General features: G+C 58.1%; 15 protein-coding genes. 14 read left to right on the top strand and 1 reads right to left on the bottom strand.

Annotated elements, in window-relative coordinates; all coding sequences use genetic code 11:
• Positions 1-41 precede the first annotated feature (41 nt).
• Complete coding sequence (locus IT585_02685; GenBank protein MCC6962135.1) at positions 42-3,095, bottom strand: TonB-dependent receptor; 3,054 nt, start codon at positions 3,093-3,095, stop codon at positions 42-44.
• Between the two features lie 194 nt (positions 3,096-3,289).
• On the opposite strand from IT585_02685, the gene smpB reads away from it, so the two are divergent.
• From smpB to IT585_02615, 14 genes are all read left to right on the top strand, one after another.
• Entirely contained in the window at positions 3,290-3,754 is a 465-nt protein-coding gene (gene smpB, locus IT585_02680) for an SsrA-binding protein SmpB (protein MCC6962134.1), read from the top strand.
• A gap of 20 nt (positions 3,755-3,774) precedes the next feature.
• On the top strand, positions 3,775-5,268 hold the full coding sequence (locus tag IT585_02675) for an N-acetylmuramoyl-L-alanine amidase (GenBank protein ID MCC6962133.1): 1,494 nt from the start codon (positions 3,775-3,777) through the stop codon (positions 5,266-5,268).
• On the top strand, positions 5,252-6,064 hold the full coding sequence (locus IT585_02670) for a glutamate racemase (GenBank protein MCC6962132.1): 813 nt from the start codon (positions 5,252-5,254) through the stop codon (positions 6,062-6,064). The genes IT585_02675 and IT585_02670 overlap by 17 nt, the downstream gene beginning before the upstream one ends.
• 33 nt (positions 6,065-6,097) lie before the next feature.
• Complete coding sequence (gene rdgB / locus IT585_02665; GenBank protein MCC6962131.1) at positions 6,098-6,700, top strand: RdgB/HAM1 family non-canonical purine NTP pyrophosphatase; 603 nt, start codon at positions 6,098-6,100, stop codon at positions 6,698-6,700.
• 75 nt (positions 6,701-6,775) lie between these two features.
• A complete protein-coding gene (locus IT585_02660; GenBank protein MCC6962130.1) occupies positions 6,776-8,212 on the top strand; it encodes an O-antigen ligase family protein in 1,437 nt (478 codons plus the stop codon).
• Between the two features lie 72 nt (positions 8,213-8,284).
• On the top strand, positions 8,285-9,358 hold the full coding sequence (locus tag IT585_02655) for a 4Fe-4S binding protein (protein MCC6962129.1): 1,074 nt from the start codon (positions 8,285-8,287) through the stop codon (positions 9,356-9,358).
• 144 nt (positions 9,359-9,502) lie between these two features.
• The gene (locus tag IT585_02650; protein MCC6962128.1) at positions 9,503-10,870 is read left to right on the top strand and encodes a phenylacetate--CoA ligase family protein; all 1,368 of its coding nucleotides are present in this window, start codon (positions 9,503-9,505) and stop codon (positions 10,868-10,870) included.
• On the top strand, positions 10,867-12,234 hold the full coding sequence (locus tag IT585_02645) for a phenylacetate--CoA ligase family protein (GenBank protein ID MCC6962127.1): 1,368 nt from the start codon (positions 10,867-10,869) through the stop codon (positions 12,232-12,234). The genes IT585_02650 and IT585_02645 overlap by 4 nt, the downstream gene beginning before the upstream one ends.
• Before the next feature lie 25 nt (positions 12,235-12,259).
• Positions 12,260-13,327: a glycosyltransferase family 4 protein gene (locus tag IT585_02640; GenBank protein ID MCC6962126.1), complete on the top strand. Its 1,068-nt coding sequence runs from the start codon at positions 12,260-12,262 to the stop codon at positions 13,325-13,327.
• Positions 13,324-15,696 (top strand): heparinase II/III family protein, encoded by a 2,373-nt coding sequence (locus tag IT585_02635; protein ID MCC6962125.1) that lies wholly within the window; start codon positions 13,324-13,326, stop codon positions 15,694-15,696. Before IT585_02640 ends, IT585_02635 begins: the two co-directional genes overlap by 4 nt.
• 5 nt (positions 15,697-15,701) lie before the next feature.
• A complete protein-coding gene (gene asnB / locus IT585_02630; GenBank protein ID MCC6962124.1) occupies positions 15,702-17,627 on the top strand; it encodes an asparagine synthase (glutamine-hydrolyzing) in 1,926 nt (641 codons plus the stop codon).
• Positions 17,624-18,838 (top strand): glycosyltransferase, encoded by a 1,215-nt coding sequence (locus tag IT585_02625; protein ID MCC6962123.1) that lies wholly within the window; start codon positions 17,624-17,626, stop codon positions 18,836-18,838. The genes asnB and IT585_02625 overlap by 4 nt, the downstream gene beginning before the upstream one ends.
• Before the next feature lie 23 nt (positions 18,839-18,861).
• Positions 18,862-20,175 carry a nucleotide sugar dehydrogenase gene (locus IT585_02620; GenBank protein ID MCC6962122.1) on the top strand — a complete coding sequence of 438 codons (1,314 nt, stop codon included), beginning with the start codon at positions 18,862-18,864 and terminating at the stop codon, positions 20,173-20,175.
• Positions 20,159-21,169 (top strand): glycosyltransferase family 2 protein, encoded by a 1,011-nt coding sequence (locus IT585_02615; protein ID MCC6962121.1) that lies wholly within the window; start codon positions 20,159-20,161, stop codon positions 21,167-21,169. Before IT585_02620 ends, IT585_02615 begins: the two co-directional genes overlap by 17 nt.
• The last annotated feature ends 4 nt before the right edge of the window (positions 21,170-21,173 follow it).

The raw sequence follows: 21,173 nt of genomic DNA, 5'->3' as shown, positions 1-21,173 counted from the left end.
CGCGAACAAACCGCACCAACCTAAGACCGAACCGCCTCGCATCAGAAGCTCACCCCCAAACCCATCTTGATCTGGCGCGGCGCCAAGTACTTGGTCGGATTATTCCAGAGCGGCAGTTCGTACGCCAGCGGCGGCAGTTCAAACAAATTGCCGCCTTTCGGAATCGTGTCGCCGGCGCGATACTCCTTGCCGGTCAGCGGATTGATCAGCGTCACGTTCTTATGATCGAGGATATTGGTGCCCTCGAGGAAGAAGGTCAGCGTGTACTGCTTCAGGCGGAAATACTTCTGGAACGAGAAGTCGAGCGAATTCCACCATGGGCCGATCTTGGAGTTGCTTTCGCCGTCCGGAACGAAGACCGTGAAGCCGAAATCGTCGGTCGTCTGCCGATAGGGCGTGTAGCGTTTGCCGGCCTGCGCCCAGAACTTGAGGTTGAGGTTCCAGTCACGCGGCAGCGTGATTCCCAGCAGGCGGGGATTGGAGTCGCGCGGTCCGGTGAAATTGGCTTTGAGCACGCCTTGCCACGGTTTATCCCAGTCGAAGGCAACATCATTGTAGATTTCTCCCTCCGAGCGGGCCTTCAGACCGCGAAGAATATCCGCCGGCAGGGAACGCTCGCCCCGCGCTTTGCTGAACGCGGTGCTGACGGAGAGATCGAAAAATTCCGAATATTCGTGGATATACTCCACCTCCACACCCTGGCTGGTGGCGTAGTCGAGATTGAAGTAGAGGAAATAGGTTTCGTCCGGGAATCGCGGATCGGGTGACACCGCCGTCGCCGCGATGTAGTCGCCGATGTACTTGATGTAACCGGAGATTCCAAGCGCCGCCCGCTGCGTCGGTAAGTACTTCACCCCGACCTCGATGTTCGTCACCTTCTCATAGTCGAGTGCCGGATTGCCATAAAGCTGATAGGCGGCCTGCGACGGCGTGTACAGCTTGGCATAGAGATACTGTGGCGCCGGTTTGCGCGCAAAACGCGAATAAGAACCGAACAGCGTCAGGCTGCGACTGATCTGATTTGCGACGCCGAACCGTGGCGAGAAGGAACCGCGGGCGCGCCGACCGAAGATCTCTTGCGTCTCATCTTCGAATTTGTCCCGCAGAACCTGGCTGAGCACCGAGATGCTGTCGTTCTCAAGAGCATCTTCGGCGTACTTGCCGACAAACCACAGATCGTAGCGTAAACCAAAATCGAAAACCATCCCCTGGAGATTGATGCTGTTCTGCAGGAAGCCGCCATAGGTCGAAGGACGGACGCGATAGGCGTCGTAATTCAGGCCGAATCCCGACTCACCCAGCCACGGCTTATAGATGTCGAGTACCTGTACGGTCTGGTGTTCGCTTTCGAGGCCGAGCTTGAGCTTGTAGTTCTCTTCCACGTTGGTTTCGTAAGTCGCTTTGAAACCGTAGTTCTCGATGTAGTGATCGTACCAACTGTCGCCGTCACCCGAGTCCCAGAAACCGTCGCCCTTGATCACCGTGAAAACCGAACTGTCCGGACCGGCGATGATGGTGTCGGGCAGGTTGTCGACCGGCCGGATGTAGTCGGTCCATTTCTTCCCGTGGACATCGGAGCGCAGCGTCGTGAAGAAGCGGGATGCCGTCAGGCGGAGTTGCTTGTCCAGCGAAATGCGGTAGTCAAGACTGATGATCTGCTGGTTCGACTTCTGCGTGTAGGTGTTGAAATTGTCGAGAATCTTCTCGTACTCGAACGGATACCCGTAAGAATAATCGATTGTTCGAATGCGCGTCTCGAGGATGCTGCGATCCTGATTGATGTTGGCGGCGCCGGAATGGGACAGGGACAGCTTGATCAGGGGTGTGATCTTCCAAGTCAGCTTCAGCAGCGTCGAAAACTGATTGTCCGATCGCGGCGCCAGTGAACGTCCGCCGAAGGTCGCCGAGTAGAGATCGCGCGAATAGGGGAGGTAGGTGTCGGTCAGCAGGAAGTTGCCCGACCAGAAAAAGTAAGTCTCGCCGGGAAGGCCGACACTCTTGAGCAGCTTGCTGGTCGCGGGTTCCGGTCCCGACAGGCTCGCCTCCAAGATATCGGTATTGAAGCCGGACTTCCCGAACAGGTGGTCGTTGTGATAGTTCAGCGTGCCGGAAAGCCGCTCCTGGCCTTCCTTCGTCAGCACTTCGACGACTCCTGAAGTCGCCTGGCCGAATTCGGCGTTGGCTCCGCCGGAATAGAGGCTGAGCTCCTTCACCGAATTGGCGTTCAACGACAGCCCGTAGCCGCGGCGAATCAGCGGATCGGTGACCGAGACGCCGTCAATCATGTATTGCGTCTCATAAGTGCGACCGCCGCGGATATGCAACTCCTTGTCGATCTCCACCACGCCTGGCAGTTCTTTGAGAATTTCACCTAGATCGCGGACGGTCCCGCGCGAGATTTCTTTCGGTTGGATCGTTCGGATTGCCGCCGGCACCGTCGGGTCCAGCAGCGGTCGTTCGCCGTAAACCACGACCTCGCTGCCCAGCGGCAGGACGGTCTCGTCCAGATGAAAGTCAAGTTGACTGTCCTCGCCGGCGTAGATGTCGATCGAATAATTGCGCACCTGCTTGTAACCGATCAAGGTTGCATCCACCGTGTAGCGTCCCGGCTTGACCTTGGCAATGACATAGTTGCCGGAAATATCGGTCTGAGCGCCTCGAGCCAGTTCATGGATCCGGATGACAGCGCCCGGCAACGGTTCTCCGGACTTGGTGTTCCTGACCGTGCCGAGGAGGCGACCGGTCCGAAATTCCGGATTTGGATTCTTGGCTCGCTCTTCGGCGGTGATCGGTTTCAGCCGCAGTTCTACCTGCAAATCTTGCCGGGTGCCGACGCGCAGGCGCCGCAAATATGACGGATGATAGTCCGCCAGGGTCGCTTCGAGATCGTAAATCCCTCCGGGGATATCGGCGAAGCGGAATCGTCCGACGCTATCTGTAGTCTGAACAAACGCGGTTCCGAGGATGGCAACTCGAACACCGACCGCTGGACGGTCAGTGGAGCGGTCGAAGACGAATCCGGTGATGCTGCCGGCCTGCAGAGCTGCCGTCATCAGCAGTAGAATTGCGAGGGCGAATAACGGGAATTTCTTCATGTCATCGAGTAAGACGCAGCGGTTGGGTGCGCGTCAAATCGGCGAACAATAACTCAGTTGAAGGAGCCGGTCAAGTCAATCTGCGTCTGATGGCCGAAGGAGGCAGGGGGCGTCATCGAAATGCTGTCGGCTGCCGGTATGACGGCAAGATGAGCGCTTGTAAATAAACATCGGGCAGCGTATCATCAAACGCTATGGCCGAAGTGTCAATCAAGAACATCGCGCAGAATCGCAAGGCGCGCCATGAGTACGAAATCCTCGATACATATGAGACTGGATTAGTCTTATCAGGTACCGAGGTGAAATCGTTGCGGCTCGGCAAAGTGCAGCTTGCTGACAGCTATGCCGTGATTGAAGCCGGCGAGCTGTGGCTTTATCATATGCATATCACCCCATACGAGCATGGGAGTATCTTCAACCACGAGCCGGCGCGCAAGCGCAAGCTCTTGATGCACAAGCAAGAATTGCGTAAGCTGTATGCCCGCGCCGTCGAACGCGGCCTGACGCTGGTGCCCTTGCGCATCTACTTCAAGGGTAAAGTCGCCAAAATCGAGCTGGCGCTGGTGCGCGGCAAGAAATTGCATGACAAGCGCGAAGCTATCTCCAATCGTGATGCGCGTCGCGAGATCGATCGGAATTTGAAGGAACGGCGGCAATAGGCCTCTGTATAATTGCGGACATGCGACTATTCGGTTCACTCCTAATTCTGCTGGCGCTCGCCCTCGCGCCGCTCTCCGCGCAATCGGTTGTACTGAAAGGTGTTGGCCGCGGCGGCGAGATCAAGAAGATTACGGTTGGTCAAATCGACTACGTGGCCGGATCGGAGCTGTTCTCGGCGCTGCAGTGCCGCGCGAAGTGGAATGGGAAAGAGCAGAAGTTTGAGGCGACGCTTTTCAGTCATCACCTGGTCTTTCAGCCGAATAATGTTTTCTGCAGCGTCGATGCGCATCTCTACAATCTCGTGCACGAGCCGGTCTTCCGTGACGGCGACCTCTACTTACCGCTGAACCAGACCGTCTATCTGCTGTCAGATGTGCTTGAACGGGTGCTGATCTACGACGCCAGACGGGGGACGATTTCGGCGATCGGCAAGGAATTCAATGTCGTTGGAGCGACGTTGCAGGAAAAGGTCAACGGCGATTTGCTCGAGATTATGCTTACGCGCAAGCTCGATTACGAAGTCTTCGTGAGTGAAGGCAATTGGATCAATATCACCATTCCTGACGGGCTGGTGGACGCCGGCAGATTCGATCTGGACCGGCGCTCGGACAAAGTCATCGCGGTGCGCGCGTTTCAGTTCGCCGGTTCGGCGCAGATTTCAATCCAGATGCGCATCAACGTCGGCAGCTTTCATACGAACTATGCTCCCGATCCCCACCGCATCCAGATTTCATTGGAAAGCACGAATTTCGTGGTTCAGCCAACCGACTCCGCGCAGGCGCCGCGACACGACAACATCAACCCGATCGATGTCATTGTCATCGACCCTGGCCACGGCGGCGAGCACGATGGCGCCATTGGTCGTAACGGTTTGCGGGAGAAGGCAGTGACCCTTGATATCGCATTGCGCCTGGAAGAACTGCTCGCGGCGAACCAGCGCTTCAAGGTTGTCATGACCCGACGTGACGATGTCACCGTTGGTCTCGAGGAGCGCGCCAAGATCGCCAATGACGCTCACGGCGACCTGTATGTCTCGATCCACGCGAATTCCTCAGATATCAAGGGCGCCGGCGGTTCGGAGACTTATTTCCTGGCCGCGGCAAAGAGCGATGAAGCGCGAATTACTGAAATGCTGGAAAATTCCGATTTTGAAGTGGAGATTCCGCAATCGCCGCGCAAAGGCAAGGACGAACTCGATTTCATCTTGATGGACGTATTCCAGACTGAGTACCTCTCCCAGTCACAGCAACTGGCCGAATCGATCCAGGAATTCCTGCGGACGAGCCTCAGCATCAAGTCACGGGGAGTTAACCAGGCCGGCTTCCGCGTGCTCAACAAGGTCAAGATGCCCTCCGTACTCGTCGAGGTCGCCTTCATTTCGAACAAAATTGAAGAGCGCCTGCTCGGCCAGGAGAGTTTTCGCCAAACGGCCGCCGAGAGCATTTACGACGGCGTCATGAAGTTCATCGATCGATACGAGAAGGAGGTCAAGGCCAGTGCCGGCTCCCAATAGTCCCATTGGCATTTTCGATTCCGGTCTCGGCGGATTGACGGTCGCGCGTGAGATCTTCCAGTTGTTACCGTCGGAGGACGTCGTCTATTTTGGCGATGTCGGGCGTTATCCCTACGGCGGCCGCTCCAAGGAGATCATTACGGCGTTCTCGCGGCAAGATGTCAGCTTTCTGATCGAGCAGGGCGTGAAACTGGTGGTCGCCGCGTGCAATACGGCTTCGGCAATTGCCCTCGAGACCATCAAGCAGGAATGTGCCCTCGACATGGTCGGCGTCATCGAACCGGGCGCAGTGAGCGCCGTCGCGACTACGAAGAACGGCATCGTCGGGGTCATCGGGACAACGGGCACGGTCCACTCCAATGCTTACGCGCGGGCGATCGAAGCAATCGATCCCAAAATACGCGTCTTCAGCATGGCCTGTCCGCTCTTCGTCCCTCTGGTGGAGGAGGGTTACACGGACAAGCGGGCGACATTCCTGATCGCCGAGGAATATCTGTCACCGTTCAAGAATAACGGCATCGATACGCTGATCCTGGGTTGTACGCATTACCCGCTCCTCAAACCGGTCATTCGGCAAGTGTTGGGTGAGACCGTGCAACTGATCGATTCGGCGCGCGAAACGGCGCGCGTCGTCGCCCAACGGCTGGCCGCCTCCGGTGCCCTCAATTCCAAGAGCACCGATGGTTCGCACAAATTCTACGTGTCGGATGTGCCCGACCAGTTTGCCCAGCAGGCGCGGCATTTTCTCGGCGACGCCGTCCGCAACGCGATGCGGGTCGACATCACCAAGTACTGAGGCCGCGTTCAGATCGCCGCTTCCGCAATCCTGATGAAACTCACCGAACTACTTCTTGCCACCAATAACGAGCACAAGATTCGCGAGATCGCCGCAATCCTCTCAGACAGCGGAATCAGAATCCGGACCCGGAGCGAATTCGCCGACTTTCCTGAGATCGAAGAACACGGCGCCACTCTCGAGGAGAATGCGCTGCTCAAGGCGCGCACGATCTTTCAGCGCTATCAAATTCCCGCTCTGGCGGACGACACAGGGCTGGAAGTCGCTTATCTCCACGGCGCGCCCGGTGTGTATTCGGCGCGCTATGCGGGCGAGCAATGTTCGTTTGAAGACAACAACCGCAAACTCCTGGCCGAACTGCACGGCGTTCCCCCGGAACAGCGCGGGGCGAAATTCATCAGCGTCATCGCCATCGCCTATTTCGGCGGGGAAGTCTGCCATCGCGGGGAAGTCGACGGGATGATTGCTGAAGGCATGCAGGGTCGCCACGGCTTCGGCTATGATCCGGTGTTTTATTATCCACCGCTCAAGAAGACTTACGCCCAGATGAGTGCGGCGGAGAAAAACGCGATCTCTCATCGCGCCCGGGCTCTCGTTAGTCTGCGTAATTGGCTAATGGCCGCCCCGTCGGTGTAGCCGGCGATCCTGCGTCTCGAACCGAGGCCACTTGTTTCTTGCCGTTCACTTCTCATCGGAGTTACATTCTACTTGATGCAAACCGAGCAAGAGCGAACCGGGAGTTACTCCGTGCCGGAACCGCCGCCGCGGCTGATTACGGGACACGGAGTCATCATTGCCGTCTATGCGCTGGTGGCGGTCGCGGTCGGGATCTTGGTGCTGTTTGCCAAACCCGCGTTCATCGCCGGCGCGCTGGCGGCGCTGCTGGTCGGCGTGTTGATCGCTCTTTATCCGTATATCGGGCTGATCTGCTACTACATCGACATTGTCGTTCGCCCCGAGGAGCTGTTTACCTCGTTGGCCCCCCTGCATCCGGCGCGAGCCATCGCTTCCGGACTGCTGCTGTCGACTCTGATCCACAAGAAGTACAGCGGCGAGTCGTTCAATTTCGGCCGTGATCGAATGTCGCGCCATTTCCTCTTCTTCATTGCCGCGATGTTTGCCACCGTACCGCTGGCCTTCTGGAAATCGGATTCACTGCAGTTCATCATGGATTTCCTCTGGGTATATGTCTATTACCTGCTCCTGATCAACATCCTCACGACTGAGTTCCGCCTCAAGGGATTCGTGTGGCTGATGATGTTGGCGACCGGCTACAATGCGATCAGTTCGGCGATCGGCTACTTCTCCGGCACTCTGGTGATTGCGCAGGGAATCGAGCGTGCGGCCGGCCTGACCGGAACCGATCCGAACACGCTGGCGGTCAATTTGCTGCTCGGAATCCCATTTCTGTACTTTTCGCTCTTCTGGGTGCGCAATGTCCTTTTGCGCCTGGTACCGCTGGTGTTTCTGACCGCCGCCATCTTCACAATTGCGATCACCGGCTCACGTTCCGGCGTGATCGGGCTTGTCGCCGCCGCGCTCTTTGTTTGGCTGTTGTCCAAGCGGAAAGCAATCAGCGGCGTGATTGCCGTCCTGGTGCTGATCGCATCCTGGTTCGCTCTGCCACCACAATATCAGGAACGCTATTCAACGATTTTCGCCGAAGAGAAGGACTCCTCGACGCAGGGGCGTCTGGATGCCTGGAAAGCAGGCTGGGGAATGTTCAAGGCCAATCCGCTGACCGGCATCGGCGTCGACGGCTTTCCCTATGCTTACGGCTCAGGCGAGTACTCCGAGACGCGTTCCTATCTGCGCCCGCACAACATGTACATCCAGTTGATTGCCGAGATGGGCGTTCTGGGAGTTGTTACCTTTGGTTCGCTGGTCTGGTATATGATCGCTACCAATGTCCGATTGCGACGGCAGTTGGCCAAGGCCGGAAAACCTGAACACTTTCTGGTTTGGGTATCGCACTCGATTACCACTGCGACCTATATCCTCTTTGTGACAGCGATGTTCGGCCACTCGCTGTTCCGCGGCCATTGGTACTCCTCGGCGGCCCTGACCTTGGTCTTGATGACTCTGACGGCCAAGGTCTTGAGCGACCAGGTATCCCAAGACGCACCGTCAGCTGCGTCACCTCGTTGACGTGCCTGCGCGCTCGGCAAATCCTTCGATTTTTGCATTGACCAAACCCTCAATATTGATATTCTTGTCAATGTGACCAGACTTCTCGCACGTACCGCTCTCATCTTCGTGATGGCTCTGTTCCTCGCGAATCTCACTCCTGCCTTGCTGGCGCAAGCGACCGAGTCCGGGCCGAGCGATCCCGCGGCCGAGCACAGTCACCAAACCCCCGCCGATACGGCAGCATCTTCAGCGACTACGGCAAGTCCCACGCATGGTGACCAACAAGAAGCGGAACCGACGATTTGGACCATTATGTCGGCGCCGAAGTATCTGACGATGCTGGGCTTGATGGCGGCCGGGTTGATCCTGCTCTTTGCGCGGGCGATAAACCTCTGGGTGCGCTTGGTCGGTCTGGCGGTGATCTTCGTGGTGTTTGGGAGTGATCAGATCTTTCCGCTGCATCCAAGTCCGATGTGCGCCGTGACCAAGTTATTTATGTTCCGCTTCACGCACGGCGAGTGGTTTGTCGGTTTCCTGACCTTTTTCCTGATCATCTTCGTGCCGAGCCTGATCGGCCGTAAGCTGTTCTGCGGCTGGGTCTGTCCGCTGGGAGCGTTTCAAGAATTGATCAACAAGATTCCGGTCAAATGGCGAATCAAGCAGTTCAATTTCACCGCCTTTAATGCCGTGCGCTTCATGCTGCTGGTAATGTTCTTCCTGACGTTCTTCTGGGCGAAATCATACATGGATGCCCTCGGAGCGGAGACCGGCATGGCCGGCACGCCGCTCTGGAAGGCCTATTCCGCATACAGCGTCTACGACCCGATCAATTACTTTGAATACCTGCACTGGACCTTCAACACGCTTTTCTGGATCACTATGCCGATCCTGGTGCTCGCCAGCCTGGCACTCTATCGGCCATTCTGCTATCTGATTTGCCCCATCGGTGCGTTCAGTTGGTTGTTGGAGAAGATCGCGCCGGCCCGGGTGCGTATCAATCGCCAGACCTGCAATGATTGCGGCGTTTGTGTGATCAAGTCTCCGTGTCCGACAATCAAACCGCTGCTCAAGGGCGATTCGCTTGGCTTGCCGGATTGCACCTCCTGTGGCGAGTGCATCCGCACCTGCCCGAAGAAATCGATTTCCTTCGGCTTCAAAGCCTGATCCAGCTCCCTCGATTCGAATCCTGAATCTGCATTTTGCCTTTGCCGCACGGCATTGGGACGTGCTATATCTCTGGCAGCATGAGTCTGCGGTCTGGATCCGATGGCGCCGCGGGCAGCAAGTGCATGGACGGTCGAATACCAAGTGTACCAGAAAGTCGTCTCTGATATCCTCTACCCGCTGCTGGCACTCCGACGCGGCAGCCGGGAACTGGCCATACTTAAGGAGTTGCGCAAGAGCGAACGCCTCTCGCGCGACCACCTGCGGGATCTTCGGCTGCGACGTTTGCGCGAAGTGCTCCTGCATGCCGACCACCATGTCGCCTTCTTCCGCGACCGCTTCCGCGCGGCTGGCTTCGACCCCGCGACCTTACGCGATTTTGATGATCTGGCAGTCATCCCGCCGCTGACCAAGGCCGACATCCAGGCAAATCGCGAGCGGCTGATTTCCAATCAATTCCAGCGATCGGATCTGATCGAGAACCGCACTGGCGGTTCCACCGGCGCGCCGATTGTCTTCTATCATGAGAGAGAACGCTGGGAGCAACGGCAAGCCGCCACGCTCCGCCACAATCTCTGGGCCGGTTACCGCCGCGGCGACAAGACCGCCCTGATCTGGGGCCACCAGACCGACCTGTCGGCATTGAATTCGGTGAAGGCCCGTCTACGCAACACGCTGATCGACCGCCAGTTGATTCTTGACAGCTCCGATCTCTCCGATGTGCGCCTGCGCGAATTCGTCGGGCGCTACCTACGGTTTCGACCTTCGGTGATCCTGGCCTATGCCAACTCCCTGGCGCTCGTTGTCAATTTTCTGAAAGCCAGTCAAATTGAACTGCCGCCGCCGCGCACGATCATCACCTCGGCGGAGGTGTTGACGTCGGAAAACCGTGAACTCATTGAGGGCCATTTCGGCGTGAAAGTCTTCGATCGCTACGGATCGCGCGAGACCTCGGTCATTGCCTCGGAATGCTCGGCTCACAATGGACTGCACATCGGCGCCGATTATCTGCATCTGGAATTTGTAGCCGGCGGGAAGACTGTCGCACCCGGAGAGTCGGGTGAGATCCTGGTCACCGTGCTCGGCAATCTGGCGTTTCCCTTCATTCGCTACCAGATCGGTGACGTCGGTGCAGCGGCCCCCGAGGAAGAGTGCCCTTGCGGGGTGACGTTGCCGAAAATGAAAATGGTGGCTGGCCGTACTACTGACTTCCTGCTCGCTCCCGACGGACGCAGAGTCTCCGGCGCGGCGCTCACCATCTACCTGGCCGCGCAGGTTCCTGGGATCAGGCAAGCGCAGATCGTGCAATGCGTCAGGGATCGGCTGGAATTCAACTTGGTGACCGGACCTGACTTCACCGAAGAATCGCGCCAATTGGTGCGAGAGAAGGTGCGGCACTTTTTCGGTGCGGACATGTCAATTGAATTCCACCAGGTGCCGGAGATCCCACGCGAAGCATCAGGGAAGTACCGATTCTCTATTTGCGAAATCAAGCCGGAGCCGAAAGCATGAGCCTGGCGAATCGATTCGTGCGCTCGATTGGGTACCCGCTTCTGCTGGCGTACCGCGGGGAGTCCGCCCTGTTACGTCACTATCGAGATCTGCGGCGATTCTGGGGCGCTTCTCCGGAAGAGCTCGAACGCCATCGTCTTGAGAAACTCCGCCTGTTGTTGCGCCACGCGGCGGCTACGTCGCCATTCCATCGCGACCGTCTGGCTGCCGTCGGATTGAGTGCGGGCACGATCCAGAACTGCGATGACATTCGTGTCCTGCCGTTGCTGGACAAGGATGATCTGAATCAGCAGATGGATCGCATCCTGTCGAACGCCTTCCCGCGCGAACAGTTGATCGAGTCTTCCACCGGCGGCTCCAGCGGCGTGCCGTTGACGTTTTATCGCGATCGTGACGTGACGGCCGTGCGACGGGCGCAGGACTACTTTTTCAATGCACGCCTCGAAATCCTCCCGGGAACCAAACGCGCCTGGGTCTGGGGTTCACCGATCGACGTTGATCAGGTCGCCTCCCTTAAGGGGCGCCTGGCCAACTTCTTGTCCGAGCGTGCGATCTATTTCTACAGTTTCGACGCCGGTCGGGAAGCGATAGTTGCGTTTATCAGGCAATTGCAGACGCATCGTCCGGACGCCATCTATGCCTATCCGAACATGCTCGCCGTCATTGCCGAGCAGATTCGCGAGTCTGGCGCTCACGTGCCGCCGGTGCTGCGCATCATCACCACTGCCGAACCGACGTATGATTGGCAACGCGAGCTGTTTCGTGCGGTCTTTGCCTGTGATACCTACGAGCGTTATGGCGCGCGCGAGATCGGCACCGTCGCTGCTGCGGGGCCGGAACACAACGGAATGGTCGTCTTCGAGCCGACATACTACTTGGAGGTCCTTGACGAGCAAGGCCGGACAGTCGCGGGGAACGGCATGGGCGAGCTGGTGGTTACCGATCTCTACAATCTTGCCATGCCGCTGATTCGATACCGCACTGGCGATTTGGTCAAGCTCGAAGCGGCATCTCCCGCCGCCGAATCCAGTTGGCGGCGGATCACGGCGGTCGGCGGCCGCGTGGTTGATTTGATCATCCGTCCGGACGGTGCGCGAATCGCCGGGGAGGCGATCATCATGGCGCTTCGCACCAGCGGCCTGCAACAGAAGGTGCAGGTTGTGCAGACCGCGCCGCAGGCGTTTCGGGTCCGCCACTTGTCCGGTGCAGTGATCGCGGATGACGTTAAGAGCCGCTTTCGATCACGGCTGGAAGGGCTTCTAGGGGGAGCAGTGACGATTGATTATCAGGCGGTTGGGGAGTTGAAGTACGACAAGTCCGGCAAGTACCGTTATGTTACGAGCGAGTGCAATGTCCGCCGTTAGGCCTATCAGTGAGCGCTTGAATGGCGTGCGCATACTCATTGTTGCGCCGTCGCTCAACATCATGGGCGGCCAGGCCGTGCAGGCCGACCTCCTGCTGCGCAACTTCCGCCGAGAAGACGTCGCTGCAGATTTCCAGCCGCACGATCCGGTTCCGTGGTGGCCGCTGAACTATCTGACGCGCATCAAGTATCTGCGTACGGTGATCGTCTCGGTCTTCTACCTTGGCGGGCTGCTGCAGCGCATTCCGCGTCATGATGTCATCCACGTCTTCAGCGCTTCGTACTTGTCGTTTCTGCTGGCGCCGGCGCCGGCGATTTTGATCGCCAAGCTCTTCGGCAAGAGGTGCATTCTCAACTACCGTTCCGGTGAGGCCGACGACCACCTTACGCGCTGGCGGCGAAGCTGCCATCGGATCATTCGCAAGGCCGACCTGATCGTTGTGCCTTCAGGATACCTGGTCGAAATCTTCGGCCGGCACGGCTTTCGAGCGGAGGCGATCTTCAACATCTCCGACTTCAACATTTTCAAATTCCGCGATCGCGCGAGCGTCGCGCCACGGGTGCTGGTGGCGCGCAACCTCGAACCGCTGTACGATATCGAAACGGCTCTGCGCGCGTTTGCCCGCTTCCGCGACCGCTATCCACAGGCCACAATCAAGATTGTCGGCAGCGGCTCCGACGAGAAACACCTGCGCCGCTTGGTTGCCGAGGAAAGAATCGCGGGAGTGACCTTCACCGGTCGAGTCGAGCGCGAAGCCATGGCCCGTCTGTTCGACGAAGCCGACATTTTCCTGAACGCCTCTGTCATCGACAACATGCCGGTCGCGATCATTGAGGCTTTCTACTGCGGCCTGCCGGTCGTCACGACCAATGCCGGCGGCATTCCGTATGTCGTGCGCGATCGGGAGAACGGCCTGCTGTGCGCAATGCGTGACGACGATGCGCTGGCGCAGGCACTAGTTACAGTTATGGAAGATTCGCAACTGCGTGCGGCAATCATCGCCGGCGGCCGCGCCGACGCTGCCCGCTTCAGCTGGGAGCAGGTGCGCGAGCAATGGGCCGGCGTCTACTTGAAGGTGCTTGGCCGAACATGAGCAAATTCGCCAAAGTGCTGCGCAAGGTCGCCGCGGGCAATTTCCGTGAATTGACGTTTCGGGCGCGCGAACAACTGAACCGCCGGCGCGAACGCCGACATCATGCTGCCGGGCGTTCGTGGTTCTGTCCCGAGAACTATCGTGAGATTTTCACGGAAGCGTTCTCGCGTACTTACGGTGGCGTCGAGAGCCTCGATCTCCGGCAGGCGCTGCGAGACAAGGACCCAGCTCGCTTCTTTCCCGGGTTCTCGCGATCGACCGAGTTTCCGGAATTCGTCCGTCGTCACGCGCCGGATGATCAGGCCCGAATCCAGGATTATGCCCATAGCATTCTCCAAGGCTCCTTTCCGGTTTTTCACCGGCCGCCGATTTCTTATGGATCGCCGACCTCGTGGAATTTCGACCCCGACGCGCGTCGGTCGGCGCCGGAGGCGTTTTATGCCGAGGTTCCGTATTTAGACTCCGATCTTGCCGGCGATTCGAAGATCATCTGGGAGCTGTCGCGCCTGCAGTTTGTGTATGACTTGGCGCAAGCCTACCTCCTGACTGGCGAAGAGCAGTTTTCGGCGCACTTTTGGACATTATTGTCCGATTGGAACCGACACAATCGCGACTATCACGGGATCAACTTCTGTTCCGCGCTCGAGTTTGCGTTTCGCGCACAGTCGGTCGCGTGGGCGGTCTTCGCCTTCCGCGGGAGCGAGTCGGTCACGCCTGCGGTGGCGGCGGACGCGTATCGGCTGCTTCATATAAGCGGCCGCTTCCTGCGTGATCATCTTTCGGTCTATTTCGCGCCCAATACGCATCTATTGGGTGAAGCCTACGGCCTATACCTCCTCGGTACGGTGTTTCCCGAATTTTGCGAAGCCGCCGAATGGCGCTCATGTGGCCGTCGGCTGCTCCTCCAGGAGCTTGATCGCCAATTCACTCACGACGACCTGCACGCGGAAATGACGACCTGTTATCATGCCTATGCGCTGGAATTTACACTGTCGTTCCTCCTTCTGGCCGAGCGCAACGGCGATCCTCTGCCGCCGGCTGTCCGCCGACGGTTGACGGGAATGGTCGAAACCCTGCGCCTTCTGCAGCGCCCCGACGGCCGCTGGCCGGCGATCGGCGATGACGATGGCGGCCGCCTTTACTTTCTCTCGCGGCCGGCGGCCCAAGACTACTCGCCGATTCTGACCGCCGCCACCCGTTATCTTGGCATTCATCAGGCGGATGAAGCAGTTTCACTCGAAGCCTTCTGGCTTGCCCCCAAAGCGGAGACGGTTGGAAGCGGCGAACAAATCGCATCAGCACTGCTGAAGGACAGCGGTCTGTTAGTGTCGCGTGCTCAAGACTGCTATTCGGTGTTCCAGTTCGGCCGGTTTGGCTATCTGGATTCGCCGCATTCGCACGCCGATCACCTGCACCTGGAGATCGCTGTCGGCGAAGATGCGCTGTTAATCGACCCCGGCACGTATAGCTACACCGGTAATCGGGCCGGCCGCAATCAATTCCGTTCGTGCCTGGCCCATAACGGTCCGCGCATTTTTGGCGCCGAGTATTACGATCCGGAGGACGTATTTGCCTGGACAGCCCAGCCGGCTTGTCGACTGTCCGCCTATTTGCGCTGTGACGCGTCGGAATACTTCCGCGCCGCATATTCGGTAAATCTTGATGGCGGGAACTTGGTCGAGTTGGAGCGCGCGGTGATTTTCCTGAGCGAAGGCGGCTGGCTGGTAGCCGATTCTGTAATTGCGCAGAAGCCGGTGCAGGCGGCCTGGGATTTTCGTGCCGCGCAACCGATACAGTGGAAGGAAAAGACCGGCATCATTGCCGGTCGGCGATCCAGCCTGACGATACTTCCTTTTGGTCTCTATTCCTGCGATGTCGAGATGACCAATTCCTGGGTACCAATCGATTATGGCCGCGGACACTGGGGCGGATCGTTGCGCGTCATTGCCCACTTCGCCAGAGAGACTCACCTCGGCTGGGTACTGCTTCCCGGAGCTGCTGCTCCCGGCCGTCGAAGCGGCGCAGAACCGGCACAACTCTACGAACGAACGCAAACCAACGCCCCGGAAAACGAGGCCGAGCAGTTCTATCTTTTCCGCTTCGAAGAAAGCCCGGACCAGCGCCTTGATACCGACGCGGAATTCGGCTATGCCTCTTTCGGCCCGCTGGAAGCCGCGCACATTGTCCTTGTCAACGCTTCACGACTGAAGTTCAATGGAGGCGAGCTCTTTCGCGCAGCTCATCCGCTGCAGTATGTCGACCTGACCTTCGACGGTGCCGTCTGGGTCTTGCGCGTCAGTCGTGCCGACGGCATCATCGCACCTGACCCGTCAATGAGTCGCATCGTTACCGTTGGGAACGAGGCATAGCAATCATGTGCGGAATTTGCGGACTGGTTTACAAAGATCCTGATCGGCACGTTGAGCCCGACACCGTTAAGCGCATGACGGCAAAACTCGTCCATCGCGGCCCCGACGACCACGGCTACTACTTCGACCGCAACGTCGGTTTCGGTCACCGTCGCCTCTCCATTGTTGATCTGGCGGGAGGACATCAGCCGATGACCAATGCCGACGAGACGATCTGGATTGTTTACAACGGCGAGATCTATAATCACCGCGATTTACGCCGCGACTTGGAAACCCGGGGTTATCGCTACCGCACGCTCTCCGACACCGAGACGATCATAAACACCATTGCCGCCGACGGCAGCGCCGGACTGCACAAGCTGCGCGGCATGTTTGTCTTTGCGCTGCATGATCGGCGCGTCAATTCCGTCTTCATCGCGCGCGACCGGCTTGGAATCAAGCCGCTCTACTACGTCGACACACCGGAATTTTTCGGTTTCGCGTCCGAAATCAAAGCCTTGCTGGAGCTGCCGGGAATCTGCCGCGAGTTGAATCACCGGGCACTCCTGCAAGTATTGGCGCTCAAGTACACCTGCGACGACACGACGCTCTTCTGCGGAATCCATAAACTCGAACCAGGCCACTATCTGGAGCTCAAGGACGGGATCGTCAGCATCGTCCGCTATTGGGATTGCGGGCAGATTCAAATTGACCCGGCCATCTCCGAGCAAGACGCTGCCACACGCTTACGCGAACTGCTGGACGAATCGATCAGTCTCCGGTTAATGGCGGACGTGCCGCTCGGCATGTTTCTCTCCGGCGGAATCGACTCCACAATAATCGCCGCCCGGATGGCCCGGATGGTCGAACGTCCGATCGCAACCTTCAGCGTTGCTTTCGCGGAACGAGAGGCTAACGAGCTTGAGTACGCCCGACTCGCTGCCCGCCACGCCGGTGCCGATCAGCACGAAGTGACGATGTCGACCGAGGACTTCTTTCAGCTCCTCCCGCGCATGATTTATCACGAAGACGAGCCGATGGCTCACCCGTCATCGGTCGCGCTCTACAAAGTCTCTGAATTGGCCGGCAAACATGTCAAGGTGGTATTGACCGGGGAAGGTTCCGATGAGCTCTTCGGCGGCTACGAGCGGTACTATCAGACCTTGTACAACTTCCGCGCCGATCGTCTGCTGCGCTGGGTGCTGCCGGCCTCGCTCCGACGTCGGGTGATCCGGCCGATGATCGACGCGCTGCCGTACAAGCTGCCATATCGCAACAAGGCCGTCCGCACGGCGATGTATCTCGATGCCGATTTGGAGTCGCTACTGCTCGACAACTATTCAACCTTCTCGCGCGCCTGGCTGAAGCGGCTTCTGTCCGGCCCCTTGTGGCAGGGCATCGACCCCGGGACCGTCTATGCGGCCTACTTCGAACACCACTCTCGCTCCAGTTCTGATTCGCCGCTCGCGCGCATGCTCTACGCCGATGTCAAGACCTACTTGGTGGAACTGCTGATGAAGCAGGATCAGATGTCGATGGCAGCCTCAATCGAGTCACGCGTGCCGTTTCTCGATCACAAACTGGTCGAGTTCGCGTTTCAACTGCCCGATCACATGAAGATCAAACGCTTTAACACGAAGCGAGTTCTCCGACAAGCCTTCAGGAAAGACATCCCGCAAGCGATCCTCACTCGTTCCAAAGCCGGCTTTCCGGTTCCGATCCGACGATGGTTTGCCGAGGAGTATCATGATGCAGCTCGGCAAATGATCCTGGGCGATGACTCGCTCTGCCTCGAGCTCTTCGACCGCAGCGTCATCGAGCAGATGTTCCAACTGCATCGGGCAGGGAAGTACAATTACTCCGATCAGATTTGGACCCTTCTGAATCTCGAGATCTGGCACTCAATCTTTTTCAAAGGCTGCACTCCGGAAGCCATAAGGATTTGTCCGTGAGAGTCCTCTGGATCAAGTCTGACTTTCCGCTGCCCGCCGATACTGGCGGCAAAATTCGCACGAAGCACCTGCTGGTCGAACTCGCCCGGCGCGCCGACGTCACCTTTCTCTGCTATGTCCCGCCCGACCATCCGAAGCGGTATATCGACGAATTGGAAGCGACCGGCGTTCGCGTGGAGGCGATTCCGCGCGGGGAGGAGATCAAGTCCGGCCCCGGTTTCTATTTCCGCGTCTTGCGCAATCTGACATCACAGCGGCCTTACATTGTCAAGAAATACATGTCTCCGGAAATGACTGCGCTCGTCCGCGAATTGGGGACACCTGACAGGCACGATGTCGCCCTCTGTGATTTCCTGGAGATGGCCTGGTGCGCCGAGCACGTCCAAGGCCTGCCGACGGTGCTCTTCGAGCACAACGTCGAGACCATGATCTGGCGACGGTACCACCAAGTGGAGTCAAACTTTCTGAAGCGGCTCTATTTTGACTACGAGCAGGGAAGAGTCGCACGGACGGAACGTGCGGCCTGCGCCGAATTTGACGTAGTACTGACAGTATCCAGGGATGACGGCGAACTTCTGAAGCAGGACTTTGGTCTGAAAACATACACGATGTTGCCGACCGGCGTCGACGTGGAGTATTTTCAACCTCAGACCGGCGAGATCGCTGGACGCCTGGTGTTTTGCGGATCGATGGATTGGATGCCGAATATCGACGGCTTTTGGTGGTTCTATCGGTCAATCTACCCGCGAATCCGAAAGGCCTTCCCTGCAGTATCCTTTGCAGTTGTTGGGAGGCGTCCCGGACCGGAGATAGTGGCCACTACGCACGCCGACAGAGACACTTTGGTTACCGGCACAGTTGATGATGTGCGTCCGTATGTCGCGGCGGCGCAGCTCTATCTGGTACCACTGCGGGTCGGCGGCGGGACAAGAATCAAGATCTATGAAGCGATGGCCATGAAGAAATGCGTCATCTCCACCTCGATCGGTGCCGAGGGACTGCCGTTAGTCAATGGCGAGCACCTGGTTATCGCCGACGGCGAGGAGGCATTTGCCGATGCCGTCAAGGAATTGTTGCTTGACGCCAACAAACGTAGTAGAATTGCCGAAGCCGGATACCGGCTGGTGACGGAACACTATTCCTGGAGCCGGGCCGCGAGTGTGTTGTATGACGCCCTGAAAGCGCTGGTGGCGTCCAGAACTTCGTCCTGAATTGCGGGGGCAATGAGGCGGTCATGAGAATCTCGATCTTCGGCATGGGTTACGTAGGTGCGGTCACGGCGGCCTGCTTGGCGAAAGAGGGGCACCGCGTCATCGGCGTCGAAATCAGCAAAGACAAGGTCGAGCAGATCACTGCGGGCAAAAGCCCGCTCGTTGAAGACAAGATCGTTGAGATCATCAGCGATGTGGTGCGTCAAGGTACGCTCTCCGCGACTATGGACGCGCGTTCTGCGATCAACGAGACCGATGTCTCCATGATTTGTGTCGGTACGCCGTCGCGTCCGAACGGCGACGTCGACCTCACGTTCGTTACCCGGGTCAGCGAGAAGATCGGCCAGGTGCTGAAGAATAAGTCGGGCTTCCATACCCTGATTTATCGTTCGACAATTCCGCCCGGCACAACCGAAGAGGTGGTCATCCCGATTTTGGAGGAACATTCCGGCAAGCGCGTGTATCTCGATTTTGATGTCTGCTTCAATCCGGAATTTCTGCGCGAGGGCTCGGCCGTCGACGATCTCTATCATCCGCCCTTTACGGTCGTGGGCGTTCAATCCGAAGGTGCCGCGGAGGTTGTCAAGCAGTTGTTTTCCTTCGTGAACGCACCGTTTGAAGTCACAACGATCCGCACCGCCGAGATGGTCAAGTATGTCTGTAACGTGTTCCACGCGCTCAAGATCTGTTTTGCCAATGAAATCGGCACACTGGCACGCCGATTCGGAATCGACGGCCACGAAGTGATGCGCTTGTTCGCCCTGGACACCAAACAGAATATTTCGCCGATGTACCTCAAACCCGGTTTCGCTTATGGCGGCTCCTGTCTGCCCAAAGATGTGCGCGGGTTGTTGTATCAAGCTCGGAAGATGGACTACGCGGCGCCGCTGATTGCGGCCATTCCGCCGTCCAACGACCAGCAGTTGGACGAAGGTTTTCAACTGGTGACTTCATTCAAGAAGAAGAAGATCGGCTTTCTCGGACTGGCGTTCAAGGGCGGCACTGATGATTTACGCGAATCGGCGTTGGTGCGGCTCGCCGAACGCCTGATCGGCAAAGGCTATGAACTGCTGATCTATGATCGTCACGTCAATCTCGCGCGCATCTTCGGCTCCAACAAGGCGTTCATCGAGAAAGAAATTCCCCACATCGAAAAGCTGTTCGCCACCTCGATCGACGAAGTCGTGTACGGGTCGGAAGTCATCGTTGTCGGTAACTACGACCCCGAGTACGCCTTGGCCCTCAAGGCCGCGCGCGACCGCCGGATTGTCGATCTGGTGCGCATCAGCGACAACCCCGCGGCTTTGGGTGACAATTATCATGGTATCTGCTGGTAGCGACACGATCCTGGTTACGGTCGTCTTGCCCGTGCGTAATGAGGGGCGCTACATTCAATCAGTTCTCGAGGATCTGGCGGGGCAGTCGCTGTCGCTCGATCAGGTCGAGGTTCTCGTCGTCGACGGCTCCTCCACCGACAACACCAAGGCCGTCGCCGAAAACTATCGCACCGTTTTTCCTCACTTTCGAATTCTCGACAATCCCGGTCGGCTGGCCTCCAAAGCGCGCAACATCGGCGCCTGCGCCGCCCAAGGCAAGTACATCGCATTCGTCGACGGGCACTGCCATATCGTCTCGCCGACGATGCTGGCCGATATGGTCGCGCTTTTCGAGAAGACTGGCTCGGATGTCCTCTGTCGCCCGCAGCCGCTGACCATGAGCCCGCAGTCGACGTTCCAGAAGGCTGTTGCCTTGGCACGCGCCTCCACCTTGGGCCATGCACTTGACTCGACCATCTACTCCAATCGCGAACGCCCGGTGCGGGCCGCCTCCTCCGGCGCCATGTATCGCCGCGAGGTTTTTAAGACCATCGGCTACTTCGACGAATCGTTCGATGCCTGTGAGGACGTCGAATTCAACACTCGCGCCGACAAAGCAGGACTGGAAGCATACATCTCACCGAAGCTGACTGTCGAATATGTTGCCCGTCGTAATCTGGCCTCGTTGTTCAAGCAGCTCTATCGCTATGGCTTGGGTCGCTGGCGGCTCTACCGCAAACACCCCAGCACGCTGGGAGAAGGCGCCCTGATCACGGCTGCCTTTACCTTCGGCGTTATCTTCTTTCCGCTCACTTGGATGCTCTCACCCAAGCTCGGCGCTCTGGCAAGTGCGATCGTTGTTCTCTACTTGTTAATCGTGTTGATCACATCGCTGCTCATCGTCCGCCGCAAGGCCGCCGGATGGCTGATCTTCTACTTGCCCACCATCTTCTTCGTCATTCACTTCGCCCTCGGCTATGGTTTCCTGACCGGCATCATGCGCAGCCGCACCTGAGCAA

The organism is Candidatus Zixiibacteriota bacterium (assembly GCA_020853795.1).
Classification (GTDB): domain Bacteria; phylum Zixibacteria; class MSB-5A5; order CAIYYT01; family CAIYYT01; genus JADJGC01.
This window is presented reverse-complemented; position numbering and strand designations above follow the sequence as displayed.

What these genes read in the sequence shown, in the direction of transcription:
- IT585_02685 (MCC6962135.1), bottom strand. Translation starts at nt 3,095, where the DNA reads ATGAAGAAATTCCCGTTATTCGCCCTCGCAATTCTACTGCTGATGACG.
- smpB (MCC6962134.1), top strand. Translation starts at nt 3,290, where the DNA reads ATGGCCGAAGTGTCAATCAAGAACATCGCGCAGAATCGCAAGGCGCGC.
- IT585_02675 (MCC6962133.1), top strand. Translation starts at nt 3,775, where the DNA reads ATGCGACTATTCGGTTCACTCCTAATTCTGCTGGCGCTCGCCCTCGCG.
- rdgB (MCC6962131.1), top strand. Translation starts at nt 6,098, where the DNA reads ATGAAACTCACCGAACTACTTCTTGCCACCAATAACGAGCACAAGATT.
- IT585_02660 (MCC6962130.1), top strand. Translation starts at nt 6,776, where the DNA reads ATGCAAACCGAGCAAGAGCGAACCGGGAGTTACTCCGTGCCGGAACCG.
- IT585_02645 (MCC6962127.1), top strand. Translation starts at nt 10,867, where the DNA reads ATGAGCCTGGCGAATCGATTCGTGCGCTCGATTGGGTACCCGCTTCTG.
- IT585_02635 (MCC6962125.1), top strand. Translation starts at nt 13,324, where the DNA reads ATGAGCAAATTCGCCAAAGTGCTGCGCAAGGTCGCCGCGGGCAATTTC.
- asnB (MCC6962124.1), top strand. Translation starts at nt 15,702, where the DNA reads ATGTGCGGAATTTGCGGACTGGTTTACAAAGATCCTGATCGGCACGTT.
- IT585_02620 (MCC6962122.1), top strand. Translation starts at nt 18,862, where the DNA reads ATGAGAATCTCGATCTTCGGCATGGGTTACGTAGGTGCGGTCACGGCG.
- IT585_02615 (MCC6962121.1), top strand. Translation starts at nt 20,159, where the DNA reads ATGGTATCTGCTGGTAGCGACACGATCCTGGTTACGGTCGTCTTGCCC.